The sequence below is a fragment of the Cryobacterium sp. Sr3 genome, assembly GCF_004402835.1.
GTDB lineage: Bacteria > Actinomycetota > Actinomycetes > Actinomycetales > Microbacteriaceae > Cryobacterium > Cryobacterium sandaracinum.
On the sequence record NZ_SOFA01000049.1, the window covers coordinates 77731 to 97612 of the forward strand.

16 protein-coding genes are annotated in these 19882 nt (G+C 63.8%); 2 read left to right on the forward strand and 14 right to left on the reverse strand.

Annotation, left to right across the window (positions count from 1 at the left end; genetic code table 11):
* Position 1 precedes the first annotated feature (1 nt).
* The 12 genes from E3N94_RS16075 to E3N94_RS16700 all read right to left on the reverse strand — a co-directional run bounded on the left by E3N94_RS16075 (position 2) and on the right by E3N94_RS16700 (position 11565).
* Positions 2-667 carry a hypothetical protein gene (locus E3N94_RS16075; RefSeq protein WP_134570573.1) on the reverse strand — a complete coding sequence of 222 codons (666 nt, stop codon included), beginning with the start codon at positions 665-667 and terminating at the stop codon, positions 2-4.
* A complete protein-coding gene (gene pilM, locus E3N94_RS16080; RefSeq protein ID WP_134570575.1) occupies positions 664-1704 on the reverse strand; it encodes a type IV pilus assembly protein PilM in 1041 nt (346 codons plus the stop codon). The genes E3N94_RS16075 and pilM overlap by 4 nt, the downstream gene beginning before the upstream one ends.
* Before the next feature lie 25 nt (positions 1705-1729).
* The gene (locus E3N94_RS16085) at positions 1730-2551 is read right to left on the reverse strand and encodes an A24 family peptidase (protein ID WP_134401554.1); all 822 of its coding nucleotides are present in this window, start codon (positions 2549-2551) and stop codon (positions 1730-1732) included.
* A 1-nt stretch (position 2552) separates the two neighbouring features.
* A complete protein-coding gene (locus tag E3N94_RS16090; RefSeq protein ID WP_134401553.1) occupies positions 2553-4142 on the reverse strand; it encodes a hypothetical protein in 1590 nt (529 codons plus the stop codon).
* A 47-nt stretch (positions 4143-4189) separates the two neighbouring features.
* Positions 4190-4783, reverse strand: a complete 594-nt coding sequence (locus E3N94_RS16095; protein WP_134570577.1) for a prepilin-type N-terminal cleavage/methylation domain-containing protein — start codon at positions 4781-4783, stop codon at positions 4190-4192.
* Between the two features lie 2 nt (positions 4784-4785).
* Positions 4786-5241 (reverse strand): hypothetical protein, encoded by a 456-nt coding sequence (locus E3N94_RS16100; protein ID WP_134401551.1) that lies wholly within the window; start codon positions 5239-5241, stop codon positions 4786-4788.
* A gap of 80 nt (positions 5242-5321) precedes the next feature.
* Positions 5322-5723, reverse strand: coding sequence for a type II secretion system protein (locus E3N94_RS16105; RefSeq protein WP_241976858.1), 402 nt, complete (start codon positions 5721-5723; stop codon positions 5322-5324).
* A 182-nt stretch (positions 5724-5905) separates the two neighbouring features.
* Positions 5906-6373 (reverse strand): prepilin-type N-terminal cleavage/methylation domain-containing protein, encoded by a 468-nt coding sequence (locus E3N94_RS16110; protein WP_134401549.1) that lies wholly within the window; start codon positions 6371-6373, stop codon positions 5906-5908.
* 198 nt (positions 6374-6571) lie between these two features.
* Positions 6572-7801, reverse strand: a complete 1230-nt coding sequence (locus E3N94_RS16115; RefSeq protein ID WP_241976857.1) for a type II secretion system F family protein — start codon at positions 7799-7801, stop codon at positions 6572-6574.
* A complete protein-coding gene (locus tag E3N94_RS16120; protein WP_134570579.1) occupies positions 7801-9201 on the reverse strand; it encodes a type IV pilus twitching motility protein PilT in 1401 nt (466 codons plus the stop codon). Before E3N94_RS16120 ends, E3N94_RS16115 begins: the two co-directional genes overlap by 1 nt.
* A 19-nt stretch (positions 9202-9220) precedes the next feature.
* A complete protein-coding gene (locus E3N94_RS16125; RefSeq protein ID WP_104100986.1) occupies positions 9221-10891 on the reverse strand; it encodes an ATPase, T2SS/T4P/T4SS family in 1671 nt (556 codons plus the stop codon).
* A complete protein-coding gene (locus tag E3N94_RS16700; RefSeq protein ID WP_166785364.1) occupies positions 10867-11565 on the reverse strand; it encodes a hypothetical protein in 699 nt (232 codons plus the stop codon). The genes E3N94_RS16125 and E3N94_RS16700 overlap by 25 nt, the downstream gene beginning before the upstream one ends.
* 359 nt (positions 11566-11924) lie before the next feature.
* On the opposite strand from E3N94_RS16700, the gene E3N94_RS16135 reads away from it, so the two are divergent.
* Complete coding sequence (locus E3N94_RS16135) at positions 11925-13427, forward strand: DUF222 domain-containing protein (RefSeq protein WP_134570581.1); 1503 nt, start codon at positions 11925-11927, stop codon at positions 13425-13427.
* A gap of 308 nt (positions 13428-13735) precedes the next feature.
* Positions 13736-16132: a glycosyltransferase family 2 protein gene (locus E3N94_RS16140; RefSeq protein WP_134570583.1), complete on the forward strand. Its 2397-nt coding sequence runs from the start codon at positions 13736-13738 to the stop codon at positions 16130-16132.
* 72 nt (positions 16133-16204) lie between these two features.
* Here E3N94_RS16140 and E3N94_RS16145 read toward each other — a convergent pair whose 3' ends face one another.
* On the reverse strand, positions 16205-19099 hold the full coding sequence (locus tag E3N94_RS16145) for a bifunctional diguanylate cyclase/phosphodiesterase (RefSeq protein WP_134570585.1): 2895 nt from the start codon (positions 19097-19099) through the stop codon (positions 16205-16207).
* An 84-nt stretch (positions 19100-19183) separates the two neighbouring features.
* Positions 19184-19840 (reverse strand): hypothetical protein, encoded by a 657-nt coding sequence (locus E3N94_RS16150; protein WP_134420319.1) that lies wholly within the window; start codon positions 19838-19840, stop codon positions 19184-19186.
* Positions 19841-19882 lie beyond the last annotated feature (42 nt).

Sequence of the window (19882 nt, forward strand, 5' to 3'; positions counted from 1 at the left end):
CTTACTTTCCTTCCGGGTCGGCAAAGCGATTCGAATACGCTCCGCCGTTGATGTGCATGACCAGGTTGACGGTATACGCGCCCGTCTCGGATCGTTTGATCGACCCGGGGGTGGCATCCGCGTAGCCAGGCAGCCCCTTGATCGCGTCGAGCCACTGCGGTACGGACGGCAGGTTCGGACTGGTCACGGTGAGCGTGAGAGTCGCAACACGCGCAGCTTGCAGGGGTGCCGTGGGTTGGATGTATGCGCCGAGTGGCGACGCGGCATCTACGCCGACCGTATCGATGGAAACGTCTGCTGGCAGCGCGGCCCTAACCTGAGACAGGTAGGCCTTCCAGTCGACTTCGGTGGACGCACCGAATTGCCGTGCTGCAAGGGTGATGTCGACTTCATTTTGGACCTGATTTACTTCGGCATACTTTGCCTGACTGGCGAGCAACTCTGCCGTGCGCGCCTGGGCGGAGGCAAGCTCATCCCGGCTCTGCTGCGCATGCCATGTGGCTGCGCCGACGCCAGTGATCATCAGCAGTACCACGGCGACGAGAGTAGCACCAAGACGCCGACGCGTTGCGTTAGCCTTCTTGCCTGCCTTGACCTCCGGCGGCAACAAGTCAACGCGCGGCTCTCCACCAAAGACAAGCTCCTCGCCGACCTTGGAGCGGCTCATGCGTGGCTCCCAAGGGCGAGTCCCAGTGCGACGGTAAACGCACCACGAGTGTTCTGCAGCGCATCGACGTTGACGCCACGCCCAAGCAATACTGAAGCAGCGGGATCGGCCTCAAAAACTGGAAGTCGTGTCAACTCGCCTAGCGCGGCAGCGAAGCCACGCAAGTGAGCTCCACCGCCAGTAAGGACAATCCGCGTTACTGGAATGTGGTTTCTCGTGTTCACGAAATAGTTGACTGTGTTCCTCAGACTGTTGAGCAGTTCGGTCGTCACCTCGTGGATGATCGAAGTCGCCTGCGGATGCTCCGTCGCTGGGTCCAGACCGTTCTTACGTTTAAGTAGCTCAGCCTCCTCGACGGTCAAACCCAGACGGAGGACCATCGCTTGGGTGAGGTCTCCACCTCCCGCGGGGATGAGCCGCACGAATTGAGGGACACCCTGCAGTGTGACAACAACAGTGGTGGTTGCCAAACCGACGTCGATCTGCACCACCCCGCCATCCGATTTCACACCTCTGTGGATTACCCGAGTCAGTGCGAACGGGATCAGATCTACTTCAACGGGCGTGAGTCCAGCCAACTGAACCGCCTTGACATTTCCCTGAACCGCATCCTTGACGGCTGCAATCAGTAGCCCGTTTACCTCTGGCCCGGATTCTCCTTCGCTCTCGGAAATAGGATAAAAGTCGAGCAGGGCGTCGGCCACCGGGACCGCGAGCAGATCCTGCACTTGGAAGGGAAGAGACTCCCGGATGCGTTTGATAGGCATTTTGGGCACCGTGAGATCGCGCGCAAGTACGCGATGGTTGCCCATACCCAGCACTACCTTCTTGCTCTTGAAACCGCCTGATGACCACAAGGTCTTGATCGCGGCCGCGACAGTATTGGGCTCAACAACCTCCCCACGGTTGACCGCACCTTCAGGCAATTCCACCGAGTGGTAGCGAAGCAAGGTCGGCTTCCCCTTGTCTGCGTCACTCACCTCAGCGGCACGCACACCGGACGTTCCGATGTCGATTCCTACGACACTTGTCGTCATTGCTTCTCCCTCGCGACTGCTGCGGTCATGCCAAACCAAAAAGCGACAGATAACCAGTGGCTATCTGTTCACCATAGAAGATGCCTAGCCATGCTCCAGCCAACATCCAAGGGCCAAACGGGATGCCGCTCTTGCGGTTGGCACGACGGGTGATGAGGAGCAAGAGCGCGAACAGGCCACCCAGTAGAAACGCACTGAACGCCCCGACAGCGAGCTGCCCCCAGCCGAACCATCCCAAGTAGAGGCCGAGCAGCCCAGCGAGCTTCACATCTCCCATGCCCATGCCGGCCGGATAGGCCAGCGCCAGGAGAAAGTACAGCCCGAATAGCGCGCCAGCGCCGATGAGGGCCCCGAGGAGCCGCCCGGGCTCACCCGCCGCCATGACTGCCCCGGTGAGCAACACCGCGGCCACCGGGTATGCCGGCAGCACAATCCGGTTGGGTAAGGTGTGCGTATCGACATCGATCATCGCCAAGGCGACGCTCACCGCGGCCAGGTACAGCAAGGCAACGAGGGTGAGAACCAGTGCGAGGGTCACCCTTGTCGTCGTCGGGACCTGCACCGAGCGACCCGCCAGTACCCACCAGGCCACGACGCCGAAGAACACAGCGGTGCCCAGCTCGACGAGCGGGTACCGCGCCGAGATCCTGATCCCACAGTCCCTGCAGCGGCCGCGCAACAGTAGCCAGGACAGCACGGGAACGTTGTCGCGAGGTCGGATCAGCCCGCCGCATCCGCCGCAGGCGCTCGGCGGCGAGACGATGGACCGTTTGAGCGGCACCCGGTAGACGACGACATTGAGGAACGAACCGATCACGGAGCCGAAAATCCCGATGAGAACGGCCACGCTAGCCCGCGTTGATGTTACGAAGGGCGGTACGGATTCCCAGCACGCCCGTGCCTGGAATGGTGATGCTCGTCGACGTGCCGTCGCTCAGGTTGACACCGGGGATGCCGATGGGCACGTAATTCAAAACGAACGCATTCGCGGTCTTGGTGCCCGCCGCGTAGATCTGCCCCTGCCAGACATCGGCGGAGTTGGTGATCGTGCACGGCGAGTAGATCAGGGCGTTGACCTGCGGGCTGACCGTTGTGTGGCTTGCCATCTTGAACGTCCCACCGGTCGGGCAGTTCGGAAACTGGTTCGCTATGAGGTTTCCGCCAACACCCCGGTCCGGGGTGATGAGCCACATATTCCGGGTGTTGGCAACGTTCGACGACACGAAGTTGTTGTTGCCCAGGTTGAACGAGTTGGCGATGACCACCAGGTCGCTGGTCAGCGTCTGCGTAGAACTGAGCTTGGTGAAATCCAGCCCAGAGGCTCCGCAGGCGAGCCCGTTGAGCACCTTAGGGGTGGACGACGCCAGCATGGCGGTCATCGCGGTCACGAACCCGGTATCGCTGCAATCGGATATCACGAATTCGGTGAACCCGCCTGGAGACCAGTCGGACAGGCTGTAGGGGTAGTCCACCCAGCCCGGCACGAAAGGAATGACCGGAGCGACGATGCCGGTCTTACCCGTGACGGTTGACCCGATGATTGTTCCTCCCGACGTGTTCAAAGTGCCGGCGACAATCACCGACCCCCCCACGGATCCGGATATCTTCGTGACTCCACCGGCGGGGCCTGCCACGATGTTCCCGCCGACCGCTCCCTGGACAAGAACCGGACCTCCAGCCGAGACATTTCCCTGGACGGTCGCGGAAGGGGCCAGCGACACAGACGGGTAGGTTCCGCTGTCGGCGCTCACATTTCCGGTAACGATGGCACTGTTCAGAGACACCGACCCCGCAGCGTACAGGTCCCCGTCGATGAGGCATCCACTGGCCAACGATGCCCCGCCTTGGCCGAGAATCACGCTGCCGTGGATTGTCGAGCCTGAGGTGCAGCTTGCGCTGCCCGACAGATACTGGATCGTGGCCGGCGTCGCGCTTGAGGAGTTGATGTCCAGGTTGTTGATGGTGCTGTCAGTCTGTGAGAACGAGTAAATGGCCGCGCCCGACGCCGTAATCCAGGTAGGGGGTGTCGGCGTGTAGGGGTAGATCGCCTCGACTTTGCGTTTGTCCCCGGACGCATTACCGAGTATCCCCAGCGTATTCGCCGATCCCTGGGAGACGAGTTTGACCCTCTTGAATGCTGCCGATGTAGGACACCCGGCTACCCAGGACGTATCAACATCGCCCGTTGCAGATGCTGACAACAGTGACGACGACACCGTGACGGTGAACACCGGTTCCGTGGCGGTTGGCCCATACTGCGACTGGCACACCGAGGTCGCGAGCTTCGCCGCGGCGTAATCGATTCCCGCTTCGCCTGCGGCCTGCGCCTGCACGCCGGAGCGCGTCGAAGTGGTGTAGCCGACGGCGTACAGCGAGCTCGAGGTGATCGTGATTGCGATTATGGAAGCCACGGCCGTCAGGCCGAGGGCGACAAGCATGGCGCTTCCACGTTCGTGACGCAGACGACCTGAGAGTTTGGCGATTACTAGAAGCACGGTGCGCTCACCATCGATATCTGTGGGGTATAGGTCGTCGTATTAATCAAAACGTACGGGTGGGCCCCGGCCGCAACATTGAACTTCAGGTCTACGCGGGAACCGCTGGGGGCGTTGAAGACTCGCGCGGTCACAGGGTCTGCCGGGCTCACCCCGCTGCCCAATAAGGACCACACGCCCTGAGGCCCACCGGCGGGCACCGTAATGAGGGAGGCCGGAGACGAGGTCCTTTTCGTGTAGATGGAACCGCCGTTGTGAGGGGTGTAAAACCAGGCCTGGCACGATGCCGCCGTCGAACTGGGATCGGTTCCGATGGCACGAACGACCAGCAACTGGGTACCGGCTACGGCATCAGTCACGACCGTGACGGCTGATGCGTTTCGCACGCCGGCCTGCACCGAGCGCGCAATCTGTTGGGCGGTGGTTGAGGCGTTCGTGACGGATTGCGTTGTCTCCTGCGTTCGCAGGCCGTTGACCAACAGTCCGCCGGCGACGAACAGCACCAGAACGAGCAACGCCATGTAGATCAAAAGTTCAGCCAGCGAGAATCCCCGTTCGCGGCCCGGTACTGCGTGCTGCTCCATGGCTAGTACCCACCCGAAGCGACGAAAATGAGCGTGCTGGCGGACGCAGTGGAACTGGAATATCCGACCTGGGTGACTGACACTCTCACCCGAACGTACCCCGCCGTCAGGCTCGCTGTGCAGCCGCTGACGGTGTCCCAAACAGGCTGCAGCACGACGCCGCGCGGATCGACGACCGGAGCCTGGGTGAGAGCGAGAAACGATTGGATGTCGGTGCAGCTCGGTGTCGTGGCTGTGACCGAACGCACAGCGCGGGCCGCCTGGATCTGCTTATTGACGATCTGAGTCGCGGTGGCAATGGTCGTGTTTCTGGCCGTGAACTGCAGATTCGTGATGAGGATGGGGGCGAAGGAGATGATGAGCAGGCCCAGTAGAAACATTGACACCACGATTTCGATGATGCCGAAGCCGCGCTCGTCGTTGTTCGCCTGCGTGCGCCTACCGGGCTGGTCGTTCATCCGGGCCTCGCTTGAATGTCGGGTATCCGTGGGTTTCGTAATTCCTGGACGTGCGGCAGTAGATCCCGCATAAGTGGGGGTCACTGAGTGAGAACGCCGGTTGCCGAACAAGCGGTGAACGCGCTGGACGGGACGCCCGAGACGCCACTGGCACCTACCTTCGCGCCCGTCGTGGTGACTGTATAAACGCAGAAGGCCGTTGAGGTTCCAGTGCCTTCAGTGAGCACGGGGATGGAACCCGGAGAGAGATAGTTGCCGCCTATCGCCAGCGGAGAAAAATACCCGTATTTGCCAGGCAAACTGGCCAGGTCGGCGGGAAGGAAACCCTTGTTATCCGTCGCGTACGCTACGACGGCGGTCTTGGCATTGCGCACGTCCGACTTCACGGCACTGTCCAGGGCGTTGTTTTGGATGCCCAAGTTCACTGGGATGGCGACCGCGGCCAGGATGCCGATGATGATGACGTCGACCAGGAGCTCCATCAGGGTGAAGCCATGCCCACCCTGCGACAGGCGCCCGCGACGAGCAGCTCCGGCGCGAGAGACGCTGCAAGTCATCATCTCTATCCGTTCCTGAATAGTGAAAGAGCAAAGGTGAACATGCCCACTACTGAGCGATGACCTGGGGGCGCTGTGCGGCACCCCCAGGTCGATGCGGCCGATTGTTACGGGGTGAGTACTCCGCCTGCACTGCACGCGGTCGTCCCGCTGGAGACGATGCCGGAGATGTCGCTGGCGCCGATCTTGGTGCCGGTCACCGCAGTGGCGATGATGCAGAATGCGCTACCGGTAAACGTGAGCGTGGGAAGCCCGGTGGCGGAGGTGTAGTTCCCGCCAGTTCCTGCCGGCGCGACGTAGCCGTATTTCGACGGCAGGGCGCCGAGGCTGGCAGGAAGCGCACCGTTGTTGTCGGTCGCGTATGCCGCGATAGCGGTCTTGGCGTTGGCCACGTCCGACTTCACTGCGCTGTCCTTGGCGTTGTTCTGGATGCCCAGGTACACCGGGATGGCGATCGCGGCCAGGATGCCGATGATGATGACGACGACGAGGAGCTCGATCAGGGTGAAGCCCTTTTCGTTCTGCTCGAGAGAATTGCGGCGGCGGTTCAGCCCGCCCATGATGCAAGAAATCATGAGAATATCCGTTCTATCTACTGCTGCTGTGGGCGGGAATTCCGGATCAGGCGAGCCAGAGTGATTCTGATGGTACGGGGAGAAATTTCCCAGAAAAATCCCACCAATGGGGGGTATTTTGCAATTCTCTTCCCCCAGTTGAAGGGACGCGGCAATCATCACCCCCCAGTTCGGGGACTACTTGATCAATGTTGGGGACTACTTGATCAAGGTGGAGATGTTAAAGATCGGCAGGTAGAGGGCGACGATCATGCCGCCGACGACGACGCCGAGGAAGGCCACCATCAAGGGTTCGATCATGGCGGTCAGTTGCTCGGTGGCAGACTCGACCTCTTGATCATAAAAGTCGGCGATCTTGTTCAGCATCTGTTCGAGGGAGCCGGAGTCCTCGCCCACTGAGATCATCTGGGTCACCATATTTGGGAAAACCGGTTCCTGGGCAAGGGGACCGCCGATGGAATGACCTTGGCGAACGGAGTCAGCCACCTTGACCAGTGCCTGCTCGACCACCCAGTTGCCCGAGGTCTCGCCTACGATGTGCAGGGCCTGAAGGATTGGTACGCCGGCGCCAATCATGTTCGCGAAGTTGCGACTAAATCGAGCGACCGCGATCTTCTTGAGCAGCTGCCCGAAGACCGGCAGCTTCAACTTGAGCGGATCAAGGAACTTGCGCACACGTTCCGTGTTCTTATTGCGCGGCCACCAGATCGCAAAGGCGATCCCGATCACGACGAGAATCGGAGCGACGTAAATCATCGACCGGGACAGATACACGAGCATCATCGTGGGGAGCGGGAGTTGCCCACCCAGATTCGTAAACATGTTCTCGAATACCGGAACGATGAAGATCAGCATCGCGACGACAGACACCAGAGACATGATGAGCACGATCACGGGATAGGTCATCGCAGACTTAATCGTGCCCCGCAGTTTGACTTCCTTTTCGAAGTTCTCGGCGATCGAGTCCAGCGAACCCTCTAGAAACCCGCCCGTTTCTCCGGCCCGAACCATGTTGACCATCAGCGGCGGAAACGACTCGGAATGTTTCGCCATCGCCTCCGAGATGGAGACGCCAGTCTCGACGTCGTCCCTAACTGCGACCAAGATCTTGGTGAGAGCCTTGCTCTCGGTTTGTTCGGCGAGGATGTTGAGCGTCCGAAGCAGGGACAGCCCCGCTCCGATCATGGTTGCCATCTGACGGCTCATGATCGCCAGATCTTTCAGGGTGACGCCCTTGCTGAAACCGGGAATGTTTATTTCCCGGCTGAGCCCGCTTCCCTCCGGCACGACGACCATGGAGATTGGCGACAGTCCCATTGTGCGGAGGCGCGACATTGCGGCGCTTTCCGAGGCGGCATCCAGACGCCCCTTGACTGCTTTGCCAGCAGCGTCGCGCGCCTTATAGGCGTAGGCAAGGCTCGTTGGCACTATCGCCCCCTGGGCGAGTAAGAGTCGCCGAAGTCGATGCCGCCGGCGGACATCGGGTTGACGGACGCCTCCATCGGGTCAACCCGTCGGATCAGCTGGTTCAACCCCTCGAGGTCCTGAGCCTTCTCTTCGGCGGATGCACGGGTGATCAGACCTGCGTCCACAAGCTCGGCAAGGTGCTGGTCCATGGTATGCATTCCCAGAGCGCGCCCGGCCTGCATCGAGGATGCGATTTGGTAGGTCTTGCCCTCGCGGATCAGGTTTGCGACCGCGGAGGTCGTGACCAGGACCTCGGTGGCGACCACCCGGCCGCCGCCGATCTTCTTGACCAGGGTCTGACAGACCACACCCTGCAGGGTGGCGGCCAGCTGCGCGCGCACCTGACCCTGCTGATGCGGCGGGAACACGTCGATCACGCGGTCGATGGTCTGGGACGCCGACTGCGTGTGCAGGGTGGCGAAGACGAGGTGGCCGGTCTCGGCAGCAGTCAGGGCCACGGAGATGGTCTCCAGGTCGCGCAGCTCGCCGATCAGAATCACGTCGGGGTCCTGGCGCAGCACGTGCTTGAGCGCGGAGGCGAAGCTTTTCGTGTCGTGGCCGACCTCGCGCTGGTTGACCAGCGACTTCTGATGCTTGTGCAGAAACTCGATCGGGTCTTCGACCGTGACGATGTGGTCGGCACGGGTGCGGTTGACCAGGTCGATCAGTGCCGCCAGGGTGGTGGACTTGCCCGAACCGGTGGGGCCGGTCACCAGAACCAGGCCGCGAGGAAGCTTGGCGAACTGGCCGACGGTTTCGGGGATGCCGAGCTCTTTCAGGGGCTTGATCTCGCGCGGGATCAGGCGGAACGCCCCGCCGATCGAGTTGCGCTGGTAGTAGTAGTTCACGCGAAAGCGCGCGCCGCCGGCCGTATAGGCGAAGTCGAGTTCGAGCTCCTCCTCGAACTGCGCGCGCTGCTTCGCCGAGAGGATGCTGTAGAGCGCAGAGGTGACCTTGTCACCCATCCACTTGCTCGCGCCCTCAATCGGCCGCAAGCCGCCATCGACACGGATGCTCGGCGGCGCTCCGACGGTGATGTGCAGGTCGGAGGCGTTCAGGTCGAGAACCTCGGCCAGGGCGTTCAGTAGGTCAAGGTCGGAGACCTCGTTGTCGCCGGTGCGGTTAGCGCGGGCGCGGCGCCCGGTCGTCTCGACCGCGCCGGTGTCCACCGGGAGGACCGTTGTCGCCGGCTGCGCGGCATCCGTCACATCGACGAACTCGAACTCCACCGAGTCAGGAGCGGCCGGCGCGGCATCGTGCTCCGTCGGTTCGGCACCACGACGCTCGGGATCGCCGAGGCTCCAGCTGCCCCCGGCGGCCCCAGGAGACGTGACCGGAATTTCATAGATGGGCTGGCTCATGCAGATATCCCCTTTTGCACTATGCGACCACTCGCAAGATTTCTTCGATCGATGTCAAACCCATTTGGGCCTTCGCCCAGCCATCCTCGCGGAGGGTGATCATGCCCTGTTCGCGCGCCACCCGGCCGATTTCGGCGCTCGATGCTCGGGCCACGGCGAGCCGCTCGATCTCCTCGGTCACGGTCATCACCTCGTGCACGGCGATGCGCCCCCGGTAACCGGTCTTCGAACACTGCGTGCAGCCGACCGCCTCGAAGATCGTGGGCAGCGGGCGCTCCGGGTCGAACGCGAAGCGGAGGCGCGTCAGGTAGTCGACGGTCAGCACGGATGGCGTCTTGCACTTGTCGCAGAGGCGCCGCGCCAGGCGTTGGGCGACCACGCAGTCCAGGGCGGAACCCACCAGGAAGGGCTCGATACCCATTTCCGTCAGCCGGGTGATGGCGCTCGGCGCGTCGTTGGTGTGCAGGGTGGACAGCACGAGGTGGCCGGTCAGCGAGGCCTCGATGGCGATCTGTGCGGTCTCGTGGTCGCGGATCTCACCCAGCAGAACGACATCCGGGTCGCTTCGCAGGATGGAACGCAGCGCACTCGCGAAGGTGAGACCTGCCTTCGGGTTCACCTGCACCTGGTTGATGCCGGCCATGCGGTATTCGACCGGGTCTTCGACCGTGATCACGTTGATCTCGGGGCGAGCGACCGCACCCAGGGTCGTGTAGAGCGTGGTGGACTTGCCCGAGCCGGTCGGACCGGTGATGAGGATCATGCCGTAAGGCTTGGAGTAGGAGGTCTTGTAAGCCTCGAAGTTGTGCTCGAGCAGGGCCAGCGCGCGCACGTCGAGAGTCGTGTTCGAGTTGTCGAGAATTCGCATGACGACCTTCTCGCCCCACACGGTGGGAAGAGTCGCAACGCGCAGGTCGATCTGACGGCCGGCATGGCGCACGGTCATGCGGCCGTCCTGCGGTTTGCGCCGCTCGGCGATGTCGATATCGCTCATGATTTTGAGCCTGGAGATAACACCGTTCTGGATGCTCTTGGGTGCGGTCTGCATCTCGTGCAGCACGCCGTCGATGCGGTAGCGCACCCGCAGGCTGTGCTCGCCGGGCTCGATATGGATGTCCGAGGCCAGGTCCTGGATGGCCTGGCTGACCAACAGGTTCACGAACCGTACGATCGGGGCATCGTCGTCGATGGAGTCCGAGACTCCGAAAGAGGAGCTCTCGGTGGCGGCGTTCTCTTCCTCGAGTGTGGAGGTGAGGTCGCTGAGCTCGTCGTCGGCGCGGTGGTAGCGGGTGATGGCGGCGAGTAGATCGCTGCGCTCGGCGACAACCTGGGTGACGCGCATCCGTGATGCTTCGCGCACGTCGTCGACGGCGAAGACGTTGCCAGGGTCGACCATGGCGAGGATGAGGCGGCCGTTGTCGACGGCGATCGGGAGCACTTCGTGGCGTTTGCAGACGGCCACCGGAACGAGAGCCACGGCGAGGCGATCGACCGGGTAGTCGATTAGCTCGACGAAGGGCAGGTTGGCCTGCTGGGCCCGAGCCTTGGCGAATTGAACCTCGGTGATGACGCCCTTGGCGACGAGGGCGCGGACGGCGCTCTCATCGGCGGGGTCGCCGGCCATGAGGTGGTCGAGCTCCTCGATCGGCAGCAGACCGTGCAGGATCAAGATTTCGGTGAGGCTGGCCACGCGATCCTCTCGAACAGGCTCGGTAAGTAAGTAACGGACAACGCTATCTCGGGGGCAGGGAATCCGGCCAGACCCACAATGAGGGGGACACGGTTCGAAAAAATGCCTCTGTTCAGTGATCCTAACGGGGCGGGGCTTCGACCCGACATAGACACGGCATCGACCCGGCTTCGACCCGGTTGCGGCCCGCGGGGCGGCAGGCGGAATGCGGCCGCTGCTGGGCGATGCCCGGGCCGGTCTCGGCCTGCTCGAAACGGTCTAGACACCCACCAAAGGTTTTCGATGATGTTCTGTGTGTAGCCCAGCGGGCCGGCATTCGTGTACTTCGTGGTGAGCCGGATGCCGCCCCTCAGAAAGTGGGACTCACCGAAAGCGCCGTCTGCCGTGTTCGTCTGGATGACGCAGCGGCGGCCCTCCGACTGGGTGAAGCACTCCAGTCCGTTTGCGACGAGCCGGGCCTCCACCGCGGCGCTCTGTTCCGGGGTCACCCAGACCACGGTGGTGATAATCCCGGTGTCGGATCCCCCATATGGGCTCGCCCAGACGCAGGTCAGGTGGTCGAGAGCGTCGATCTGGACGCGCAGCTCGGCATCGTCGGTGCCGTGGGACACGTCGGCATCCGGGTCCTGGCTCCAGACGGGGTTCAGGGTCAGGTCGCCGAGCGCCTCGACCATGGCCGGGCTGTAGAGCTGCGTGCACGCGGTTGGACGTGGGACGCCCGGCGCCGCGGTCTGCCCGGGTGCAGGTTGCGTCGGCTTGCGGATTGCGTCGGCTTGAGGGTTGCCGGGGGCGTGGTGGTGGTCGGAGAATCTGTAGCGGTGGGTGCGTTGGTCGGGGCGGGCGTCACGGTGGCGGTTCCGGTGGTCTCGCCTGCGCCCGGGAAACCTTCACCGCCCCGGGGTCTCCATTGAGGCAACCGGCGGTCTTGGACGGCTTCGGAGCGGCCGGAGTTGCTCAGAGATAAATTCGATTATTCTCTCAAATTATGTGAGTAACTCTCGACACTGGGTGCGAGTTGAGGTATTCTCGTAACATGACCAACCTCGCGGAAGACCTCAGGCAGGCGGCCGATGCCGTGGCCCTGCTGGGCTCGTCATGCGCTGACTTCTCGGCCCTTCCTGATGCCGAGGTGTTGGCCGGTCAGAAGCGAATCGCTTCGATCCGCCGTCTCGTCGATACCTATGCCGCCTGGATGGCGGCGACCATCGCCGAGCGTTCCCGACCGGAGCTCGGGCACTCGGGTTTGGCGGCGCAGCAGGGGTATCTCTCGCCGGAGGCCCTGATTCAGAACTCGACCGGCTCGTCCAAGGGCGACGCCTACAAGCTGGTCGCGGTCGGCACGATGATGGCCGATGCCGAGGCGGCCGACAGGCTGGTCGAGGCGGCGCTGTTCTCGCCCGACAGGGATGCCGCCGAGGTCGCCGAGTTCGAGGCGAAGGTGCCGTGGCAGGCGCCGATCGCCCGGGCCGTCACCGCCGGCACGCTCTCGGTTGACGCGGCCGAGGCGATCCGGGCCGGGCTCGGCCAGATCGACGCGGCAGTTACCGCGGAGAAGCTCGGGGTGGCCCTGGCGGCGCTCCTCACCGAGGCGTCGTCACTGAATGCCGATCAGGTGTTCAAGCAGGCGAGACGGATGCGCGACCGGCTTGACGAGGCCGGCATTGCCGCCCGCGAGAAGCAGGCCTACGACGACCGCTACCTGCGGGTCTACCGGCTGGGCAACGGCACCGTGCGCCTGAACGGGCTGTTTGCCCCCGAAGACGGTGAGTTTGTGCTCTCCACCTTCGACTCGATCACGGGCCCCCGCCGCGGCGGGGTTCGATTCGTGGACGCAGAGCGGGCAGCCTGGGCAAAGAAGATGCAACAGAGCCCGCGCAGCACCGAGCAGATCGCCGCGGACTCCCTCGTGCAGCTGCTGAAGATCGCCGGCGAGGTCGACCCGGGCCGGGTCTTCGGCGGACGCCGCCCCTCGGTGCGCGTGATCGTGACCGAGAAGGCGCTGAAAGGTGGCCCGGCCGGGCAGCAGGGCCAGACCGGGCCGGCGCCGACGACCGTCCAGACTGAAACGGGCGAATCTGGGCCCGTCGAACCCGCCGAAGGGGCCGCTCATGGGCAGATCGAGGGCAACCCGGTCCCCATCTCGCAGGAGACCATCGACCGACTCCTCTGCGACACCGGAACCCGCGGCATCAAATTCGACGCGGACGGCCAAATCATCAACGTCGGCCGCGACGAACGACTCTTCACCGAGCACCAGCGCGCCGCAATGGCAGTACGCGACGGCGGATGCCTCTGGATCGACTGTGACAGGCCACCGGCGTGGACTGAGGCCCATCACGTCAACGAATGGTTGAAGGAAAACGGGTACACCGATTTGGCCGACGGAGTGCTGCTGTGCCATCCGCACCATTTGCTACTGCACAACCAGCACTGGACGATCATTCGCACCGGAACGCAGCGCTGGCTGAGGCCACCGGTCGAGGTCGATCCAGAGCAGACGCTGGTGGCGTTGCCGAGTAAGAGGTCGGGGCTGTAGTCCAGTCACACTTCTCGACGACGGACAATGCGTCAACATCGGCCTCGCGGAGCACCTCATTCACCGAGAAGCAACGCGCGGGAATCGTGGCCCGCTACGTCGGATGCCGCTGGCCCGGCTACGAACGCCCGCCCGCCCGGACCGAAGCCCACCACCTCGACCAATGGCTCGCGGACGCCGGCGGCCCTGCCCGGCAAGAACGCCCTCCTGCAATCACCAAAACCCCCGGGAAACCGAAAATTCTGATGCTCACCGAATCTGAACCAGCACTGCTAGGTTTTCCCTAGGAACGACCAGGGGGCTGCAAGATGATTGAAAATTGGTACTGGATGCTTGTCTATCCGGCCTTGATACTGGTCGTGATGGAAACGCTTTGGATCGGTTCACGCCGGCGCCCCGGCTTCGGGCACAAGACTGCCATCGTGATCACCATTGTCGTGCGAATCATCTACCTCACGTGGCGCGTGTTGTTCACCATCCCGTCCGACGCCTGGTGGAACACTGCGACCGGCATTCTGCTGTTAACGGTCGAAGTACTCGGATTCGCACAATCGCTGGCGGTGTATGTCACCCTCTGGACCCCATACGCCGGGCGCACTGTGCCGTTGCCGCCAGCAGACGAGCTCCCGCGGGTCGACGTGTTCATTGCCACCTACAACGAGCCCGTGTCAATGCTCCGGATGACCATTGCCGGCGCCGTGGGCATGCGCTATCCGACCGACGGCGTTCGCGTTTTCGTCTGCGATGACGGCGCGCGTGAGGAAGTGCGCCAACTTGCCGAAGAGTACGGGGCCATCCATCTCATCCGGCCTGACCACGCTCACGCCAAAGCCGGCAACCTCAACAATGCGCTTGGGCGGAGTGACGGGGACCTGATCGTGACCCTGGACGCGGACATGGTTCCCCGGCCGGACTTCCTGGAGCGCACCGTCGGTCGTTTTCAGGACCCCGAGCTGGGCTTCGTCCAGGCGCCCCAGGCGTTCTACAACGAGGACCCGTTCCAGTACAACCTGTTCTCCGGTCAGGCTTTGCCGAACGAGCAGGACTTCTTCATGCGTACCCTGCAGGCAGGCAAATCACGCTTCAATGCGGTGATGTACGTGGGGAGCAACACGATGTTCCGCCGCTCGGCTTTGGAAAGCGTGGGCGGATTTGCAGTGGGTGTGATCACGGAGGATCTCGCCACGGGCCTCCTGATCCAGGGGGCCAAGTACCGGACCGAATTCGTGCCGGACATCATTGCGGCCGGGCTGGCCCCGGAGAACCTGGCCGACATGCTCAAGCAGCGTGACCGCTGGTGCCGCGGCAACATCCAGACGGCCCGCAAGTGGAACCCACTGACCCTGCCCGGACTCACACTCATGCAGAGGTGGCTCTATTCCGATGCGGTCGTCTACTGGTACTTCGGGGTTTTCAAGCTGATCTACATCATTACCCCGCTGCTCTTCCTCCTCTTCGGGGTGGTCGCCCTGGACACGAGCGTGGAGGCCCTGCTTATCTTCTGGCTGCCCACCTATCTCTGCGTGATGCTGTGTTTTGCCATCATCGTCGGACGTCGCCGGAGCCATTCCTGGAGCAACATCTACGAATTGGCTCTGACCCCCGCCATCGCGCTCTCCGCGGCAGCTGAGACGCTGGGCCTGCGAGTCAAAGCCTTCAACGTCACCCCCAAGGGCGTTGGCCTGAAAGAACAGGTCTTCCACTGGCGAATCGCGCTCCCCCACCTGGTGCTTCTGACCCTGGCGGCCGTCGGCCTGGTGCGAGGAATCTTCCTCAGCCCGGAACTCGCCAACACGAGCGCGCTGTACATCAACGTCTTCTGGTGCCTGTACTTCGTGGTCGGCCTGGTGCTGGCCGTCACTCTGTGCGTTGAGCGTCCACGCCTCCGGTCAGCCGAGCGCACGCCGATGAGTACACCGGTGACCGCAGCCTTCCAGAATTTTGGCGCTCACCCGGGTGAACTCGTCGACCTGAGCCTGGTGGGGGCACGCATATCCATTCCCTGGTCGGAGCGGCTCGACCCGAAGGGCTTCGCCTCCAAGGCATCGTCGGTCACCGCTCTTCAGATCCCTGAGGTCGGCGAACTGCCCGGAATAGGCAGCTGGATCGTGAACTCCTCGGACGGTGTGACGATCGGCTTCCGTTTCGATCCGCTCACCCCAGAGCAGACCGTGGACCTGGTACAGGTGATCACCGAATCACCGAGCTGGGTCCGGGGAGACGAGGAGGAGAAGGCCTACCTCGCCACTGCCGGCTGGCGTGCAGTACGTGGGGCCACAACGCCCACGCTTCCCTGGCGGCGCGCCCAGGTTCGGATGGCTACCAGCTCGTCGGCTGTTTTGCATCTCGTCACCCTCTTCGAGCGCGGCCCAGCTCTCGAACTCGCCCGGGAACGTGAGGCCGCGTTCGCCGTCGACCGCGTGCCCACCGCCGCGGCGGGAGGGCTGGCACTCGACGTCGTCGATCATCCGGAAGCGGAATCCCTGGATCGGGATCCCGGGGCGCTCACGGCAGCGGTCGAGGACATCGGCTTCGGCGGGTGCCGCCTATCGCTCCGCCACCGTCTGGAACCGGGAGCGCTCGTCATCGTCGAGATCCCCGGAAGCCTGGCACAACCGGAGGTGGCCGAGGTGCGGTGGGTGAAACGACGCTGGGTGGGCTACGAGGCCGGCCTTCAATTCGACCGGGCGAACCCGACGGGATAAGGCCGAGCAGTGGCACTCTCATAGGGCGGCTGCGACATCACCCTCCGCCCCGGGCACCGCAGAGCGCCAGGGCTAGTGGGCGAACTGCACTTCGGGATGCACGGACGGCGTGGGCTTGGAGAAAAGATAGCCCTGGCCGAAGCGGCAGCCCATGGATCTCAGCAGGTCCCGCTGGCTCGTCGACTCGATGCCCTCGGCGACGACATCCAGGTTCAGGGAATCGGCCAGACGCAGGATTCCCTCCACGATCGCGCGATCGTGATCGGAGCTCTCGACGTCGCGAATGAACGTCAGGTCGATCTTGAGCAGGTCAACCGTGAACGCGCGCAGGTGCGTGAAAGATGAATACCCCGTGCCGAAGTCGTCGATGGCCAGCCGCACGCCCAAGCTCCGCAGCTCCTGGAAGGTCCGGGCCGCGGAATCGATGGCGTCGAGCACCGCGCTCTCGGTCAGCTCCAGCCAGAGCTGTTCCGGCGGCAGACCCGACTCGGCGAGGGCCCGCTTGACGACGTCACCGAAGTCATCCTGCACGAATTGCCGCGCGGACACGTTGACGCTGACCGCCACTCCCTGAGCCAGCCCCCTGGCCGCCCGGCACGCCTGGCCGAGCACCGTCGATCCGATTCCCTTGATCAGACCCACTTCCTCGGCGAGAGCAATGAAGTCACCCGGCATCACGAGCCCGCGCTCGGGCCTCCGCCAGCGTGCCAAAGCCTCGGTCGCCACCACCTTGTGGTCCTGCAGATCCACGATCGGCTGATACCAGGATTCGATCTGGCCCAGTTCCACCGCGTCGCGCAGGGCCAACTCGCTGTCGAGCCGCTGATGGATGCGGTACCGCAGGTCGTCGTCGAAGACCTCGTAGCGGGCGCGCCCGCGGTCCTTCGCCAGGTACATGGCCTGATCCGCATTGCGCAGGAGCAGTTCGGCATCGTCGTGCCCGAGGCCGAAAGCAATCCCGATGCTGGCGTCGACGGATGCCGACTGGTCGCCGATCGTGATCGGCCGCGCGATGGCCGCCTGGATCGAATCGGCAATCCGGTGCACATCCTCGCTGCCACCGACATCCGGGCAGATCACGACGAACTCGTCGCCTCCGATCCGGGACACCGTGTCGCCGGCCCGGATGCTTTGCCGGAGGCGGATGGCAACCTCGTTCAGCACTGTGTCACCGGCGTGGTGCCCAAGGCTGTCATTGACGAACTTGAACCGGTCGAGGTCGATGAATAGCACCGCAACGCCGCGACCCTGGCGCGACGCCTGCAGAAGCGCCTGCTTCAACCGGTCGAGCAGGAGCAGACGGTTGGGCAGGTTCGTCAGCGGGTCGTGGAATGCCAGGTGCTCAACCCGCGCCTCGGCCAGGCGTCGGGCGGTGATGTCCTCCAGCTGGTACAGCAGTCCCCCGGCCTGGTCGCCCTCGAAGATCTCGGCGATGCTGACCTTGACCCAGGTTTCCTGATTGCCTTCGTGGCGCATCCGCCGGTCGATGCGTTGTCGGGTCGACGGACCTTCCAGGCCAGCGCTCTCCGACTCCTCATCGTCAGCGTCCTCAGCCGGCATGAAGATCGTCTCGATATGGGCGCTGACAAGCGGGTTCTGGTGACCCGCCAGTTCCAGGAGCCGCCTGTTGGCGGCCACTACCTGTCCGTCGAGCGTCACGATGGCCGTTCCCAACGGCGAGGAAGCGAAGGCAGCCTCGAACCGGGCCGCGGCGGCCGTGGCCGCGTTCTCGGCCTCACGCTGCGCGGTGACATCGGTGACGCTGGCCAGGTGCCCGATGATGCCCTTCTCATCACGCATCGGAGCGGTGTTCACCTGCACCCAGTTGATGTGGCCCTCAGGGGTGCGGAACCGCAGGGTGGTTTCGAAGGGCTCGCCGGCTGCGGCGCTCGCTTCCCAACCGAGGAGCACCCGTTCCGCGTCATCCGGATGGAGCGCGGTGGCCCAGCCGTCGCGGCGCGACTGACTCTTCGTGAGGCCGCTGAGTGCCAGCCACTGGTCGTTGGCGGACACGAGCCCGCCCGCGGCATCCATCTGCACGATTCCAACGGGTGCGATCTTGATGAGGGTGTGCAGCGTGTCGGCCGTCTCCGCGAGCTGGCGGGTTCGGTTCTCGACCGTCGCCTCCAACGTGTGGTTGGCCTCAGCGAGAGCCTGCATCGCGCCATCACGCTGACGATCGAGGTCACGCAGCCGGCGGGCAGCGACCCACGCCAGCACGCAGCTGAGCACTGTCATGCCGAGGATCAGGATGGCGACGCCGAAGGCCGTGTCGTACCAGCCCTGGCGCTGTCCCCACAGCCGCAGCCAACCGAGGATGAACGGTCCCAGAACTAGGAATGGAATGACCTGGCGGAGGAGCCGACCCGCACTGCCACCGTCTCGGAAGAGGCCGATCAGACCGGCATCGGGGCGCTGAATCAACAGGGCCGTGGCGAGGATTCCGACGCCCAAGGCCGTCTGCCAGGCCATACTCGTGTAGCCGCCCAGCGAATACAGCGAGGAGACGCCATAGGCATAACCCAGGATCGCGACCAGGCTGACGCCCAGAGCCGCGAATGCGAAGCCGAGCATCACGGCGGATCGAGCGGCCCGGCTGGCGATGACGGACGCACCGAGCAGGACCAGCGCCACCGACGTGGACGGCGCCATCCGCTCCGACCGCCCGCCGAAGTCGATTCCCGGCAGGAGCACATCGATGCCGAGTGATCGGCCGACGACGAACTCCGCGATCGTGAGGGCGCCGATCATCAGTGCCAGCAGACCCAGGGTCACGGTCAGCCTGCGACGATCGACGGCCAGCACGGCAACCGCCACCAGCACGAGCCCCAGGGCTGCCATCGGCTTCATCGCCAGCAGGTCGCGGAGCACGGGCGGCAGGGCGTCGACTCCGACGTACCAACTGACCAGCACCAGGAGTCCCATGGCACCGACTAGCGCCCCACCGAGCTGCCCGACCAACCGCATACTGTTCCTCTGCTTCCGAAAAGCAGGTCTGCCGGTCGTTGCTTCTACCCTACTTTGTGCGCGGATTGCGGATCTCCCCGGCGACTACTCGTCGGCCCACACGTTGGCGATGATGTCGTGCGTGTAGCCGTCCGGTCCGGTATTGACATATCTGGTGGCCAGCCAGATGCCGTCGCGCAGAAAGTGCGACTCACCGACGAGTTCACCATCCTTCGTTGTCTCGATGAGGCAACGCATTCCGCCGAGTTCCTCGTAGCAGTTCATACCTGCGGCGGTCAGCCGGCTTTGAATCTTGGTCGACTGTTCCGGGGTCACCCACACCAGCTCCGTGGTCAGTCCCAGGCCGGACCCGCCGTTGGCGTTCGCCCACACGCAGGTGAGGCGCTCCCCGGCAGCGTCGATCAGGGCGATCAACTCCGGGTCCCCGGACCCGCGGTTGACGTCCGAGTTCTCCTCAGCGACCCAGGCCGGGTTGAGCACCAGGTCATCGAAAGCGGCCACGATCGCCGGGCTGTAGAGCTCATCACAGGTCGACGGATGCGGCCCATCCGTCGTGGCCGTCGGAGCAGGCACACTGGCGAGGGCCAGGGGCGCAGGGGACGAGTGCGGCTGCGGCCGCCCGACCGCCTCTCCCTCCGGCGCGCCCGCGCCGCCCCGCCAGACAATGAGCAGGACAATGAGGGCGATGACCAGCATGGAGCCGACGGCGCCGAGGAGCACCCACATCCGTCGACGCGTCATTGCCGAAGCGGACACCGGACCTGCACCCATGCGATACCCCCA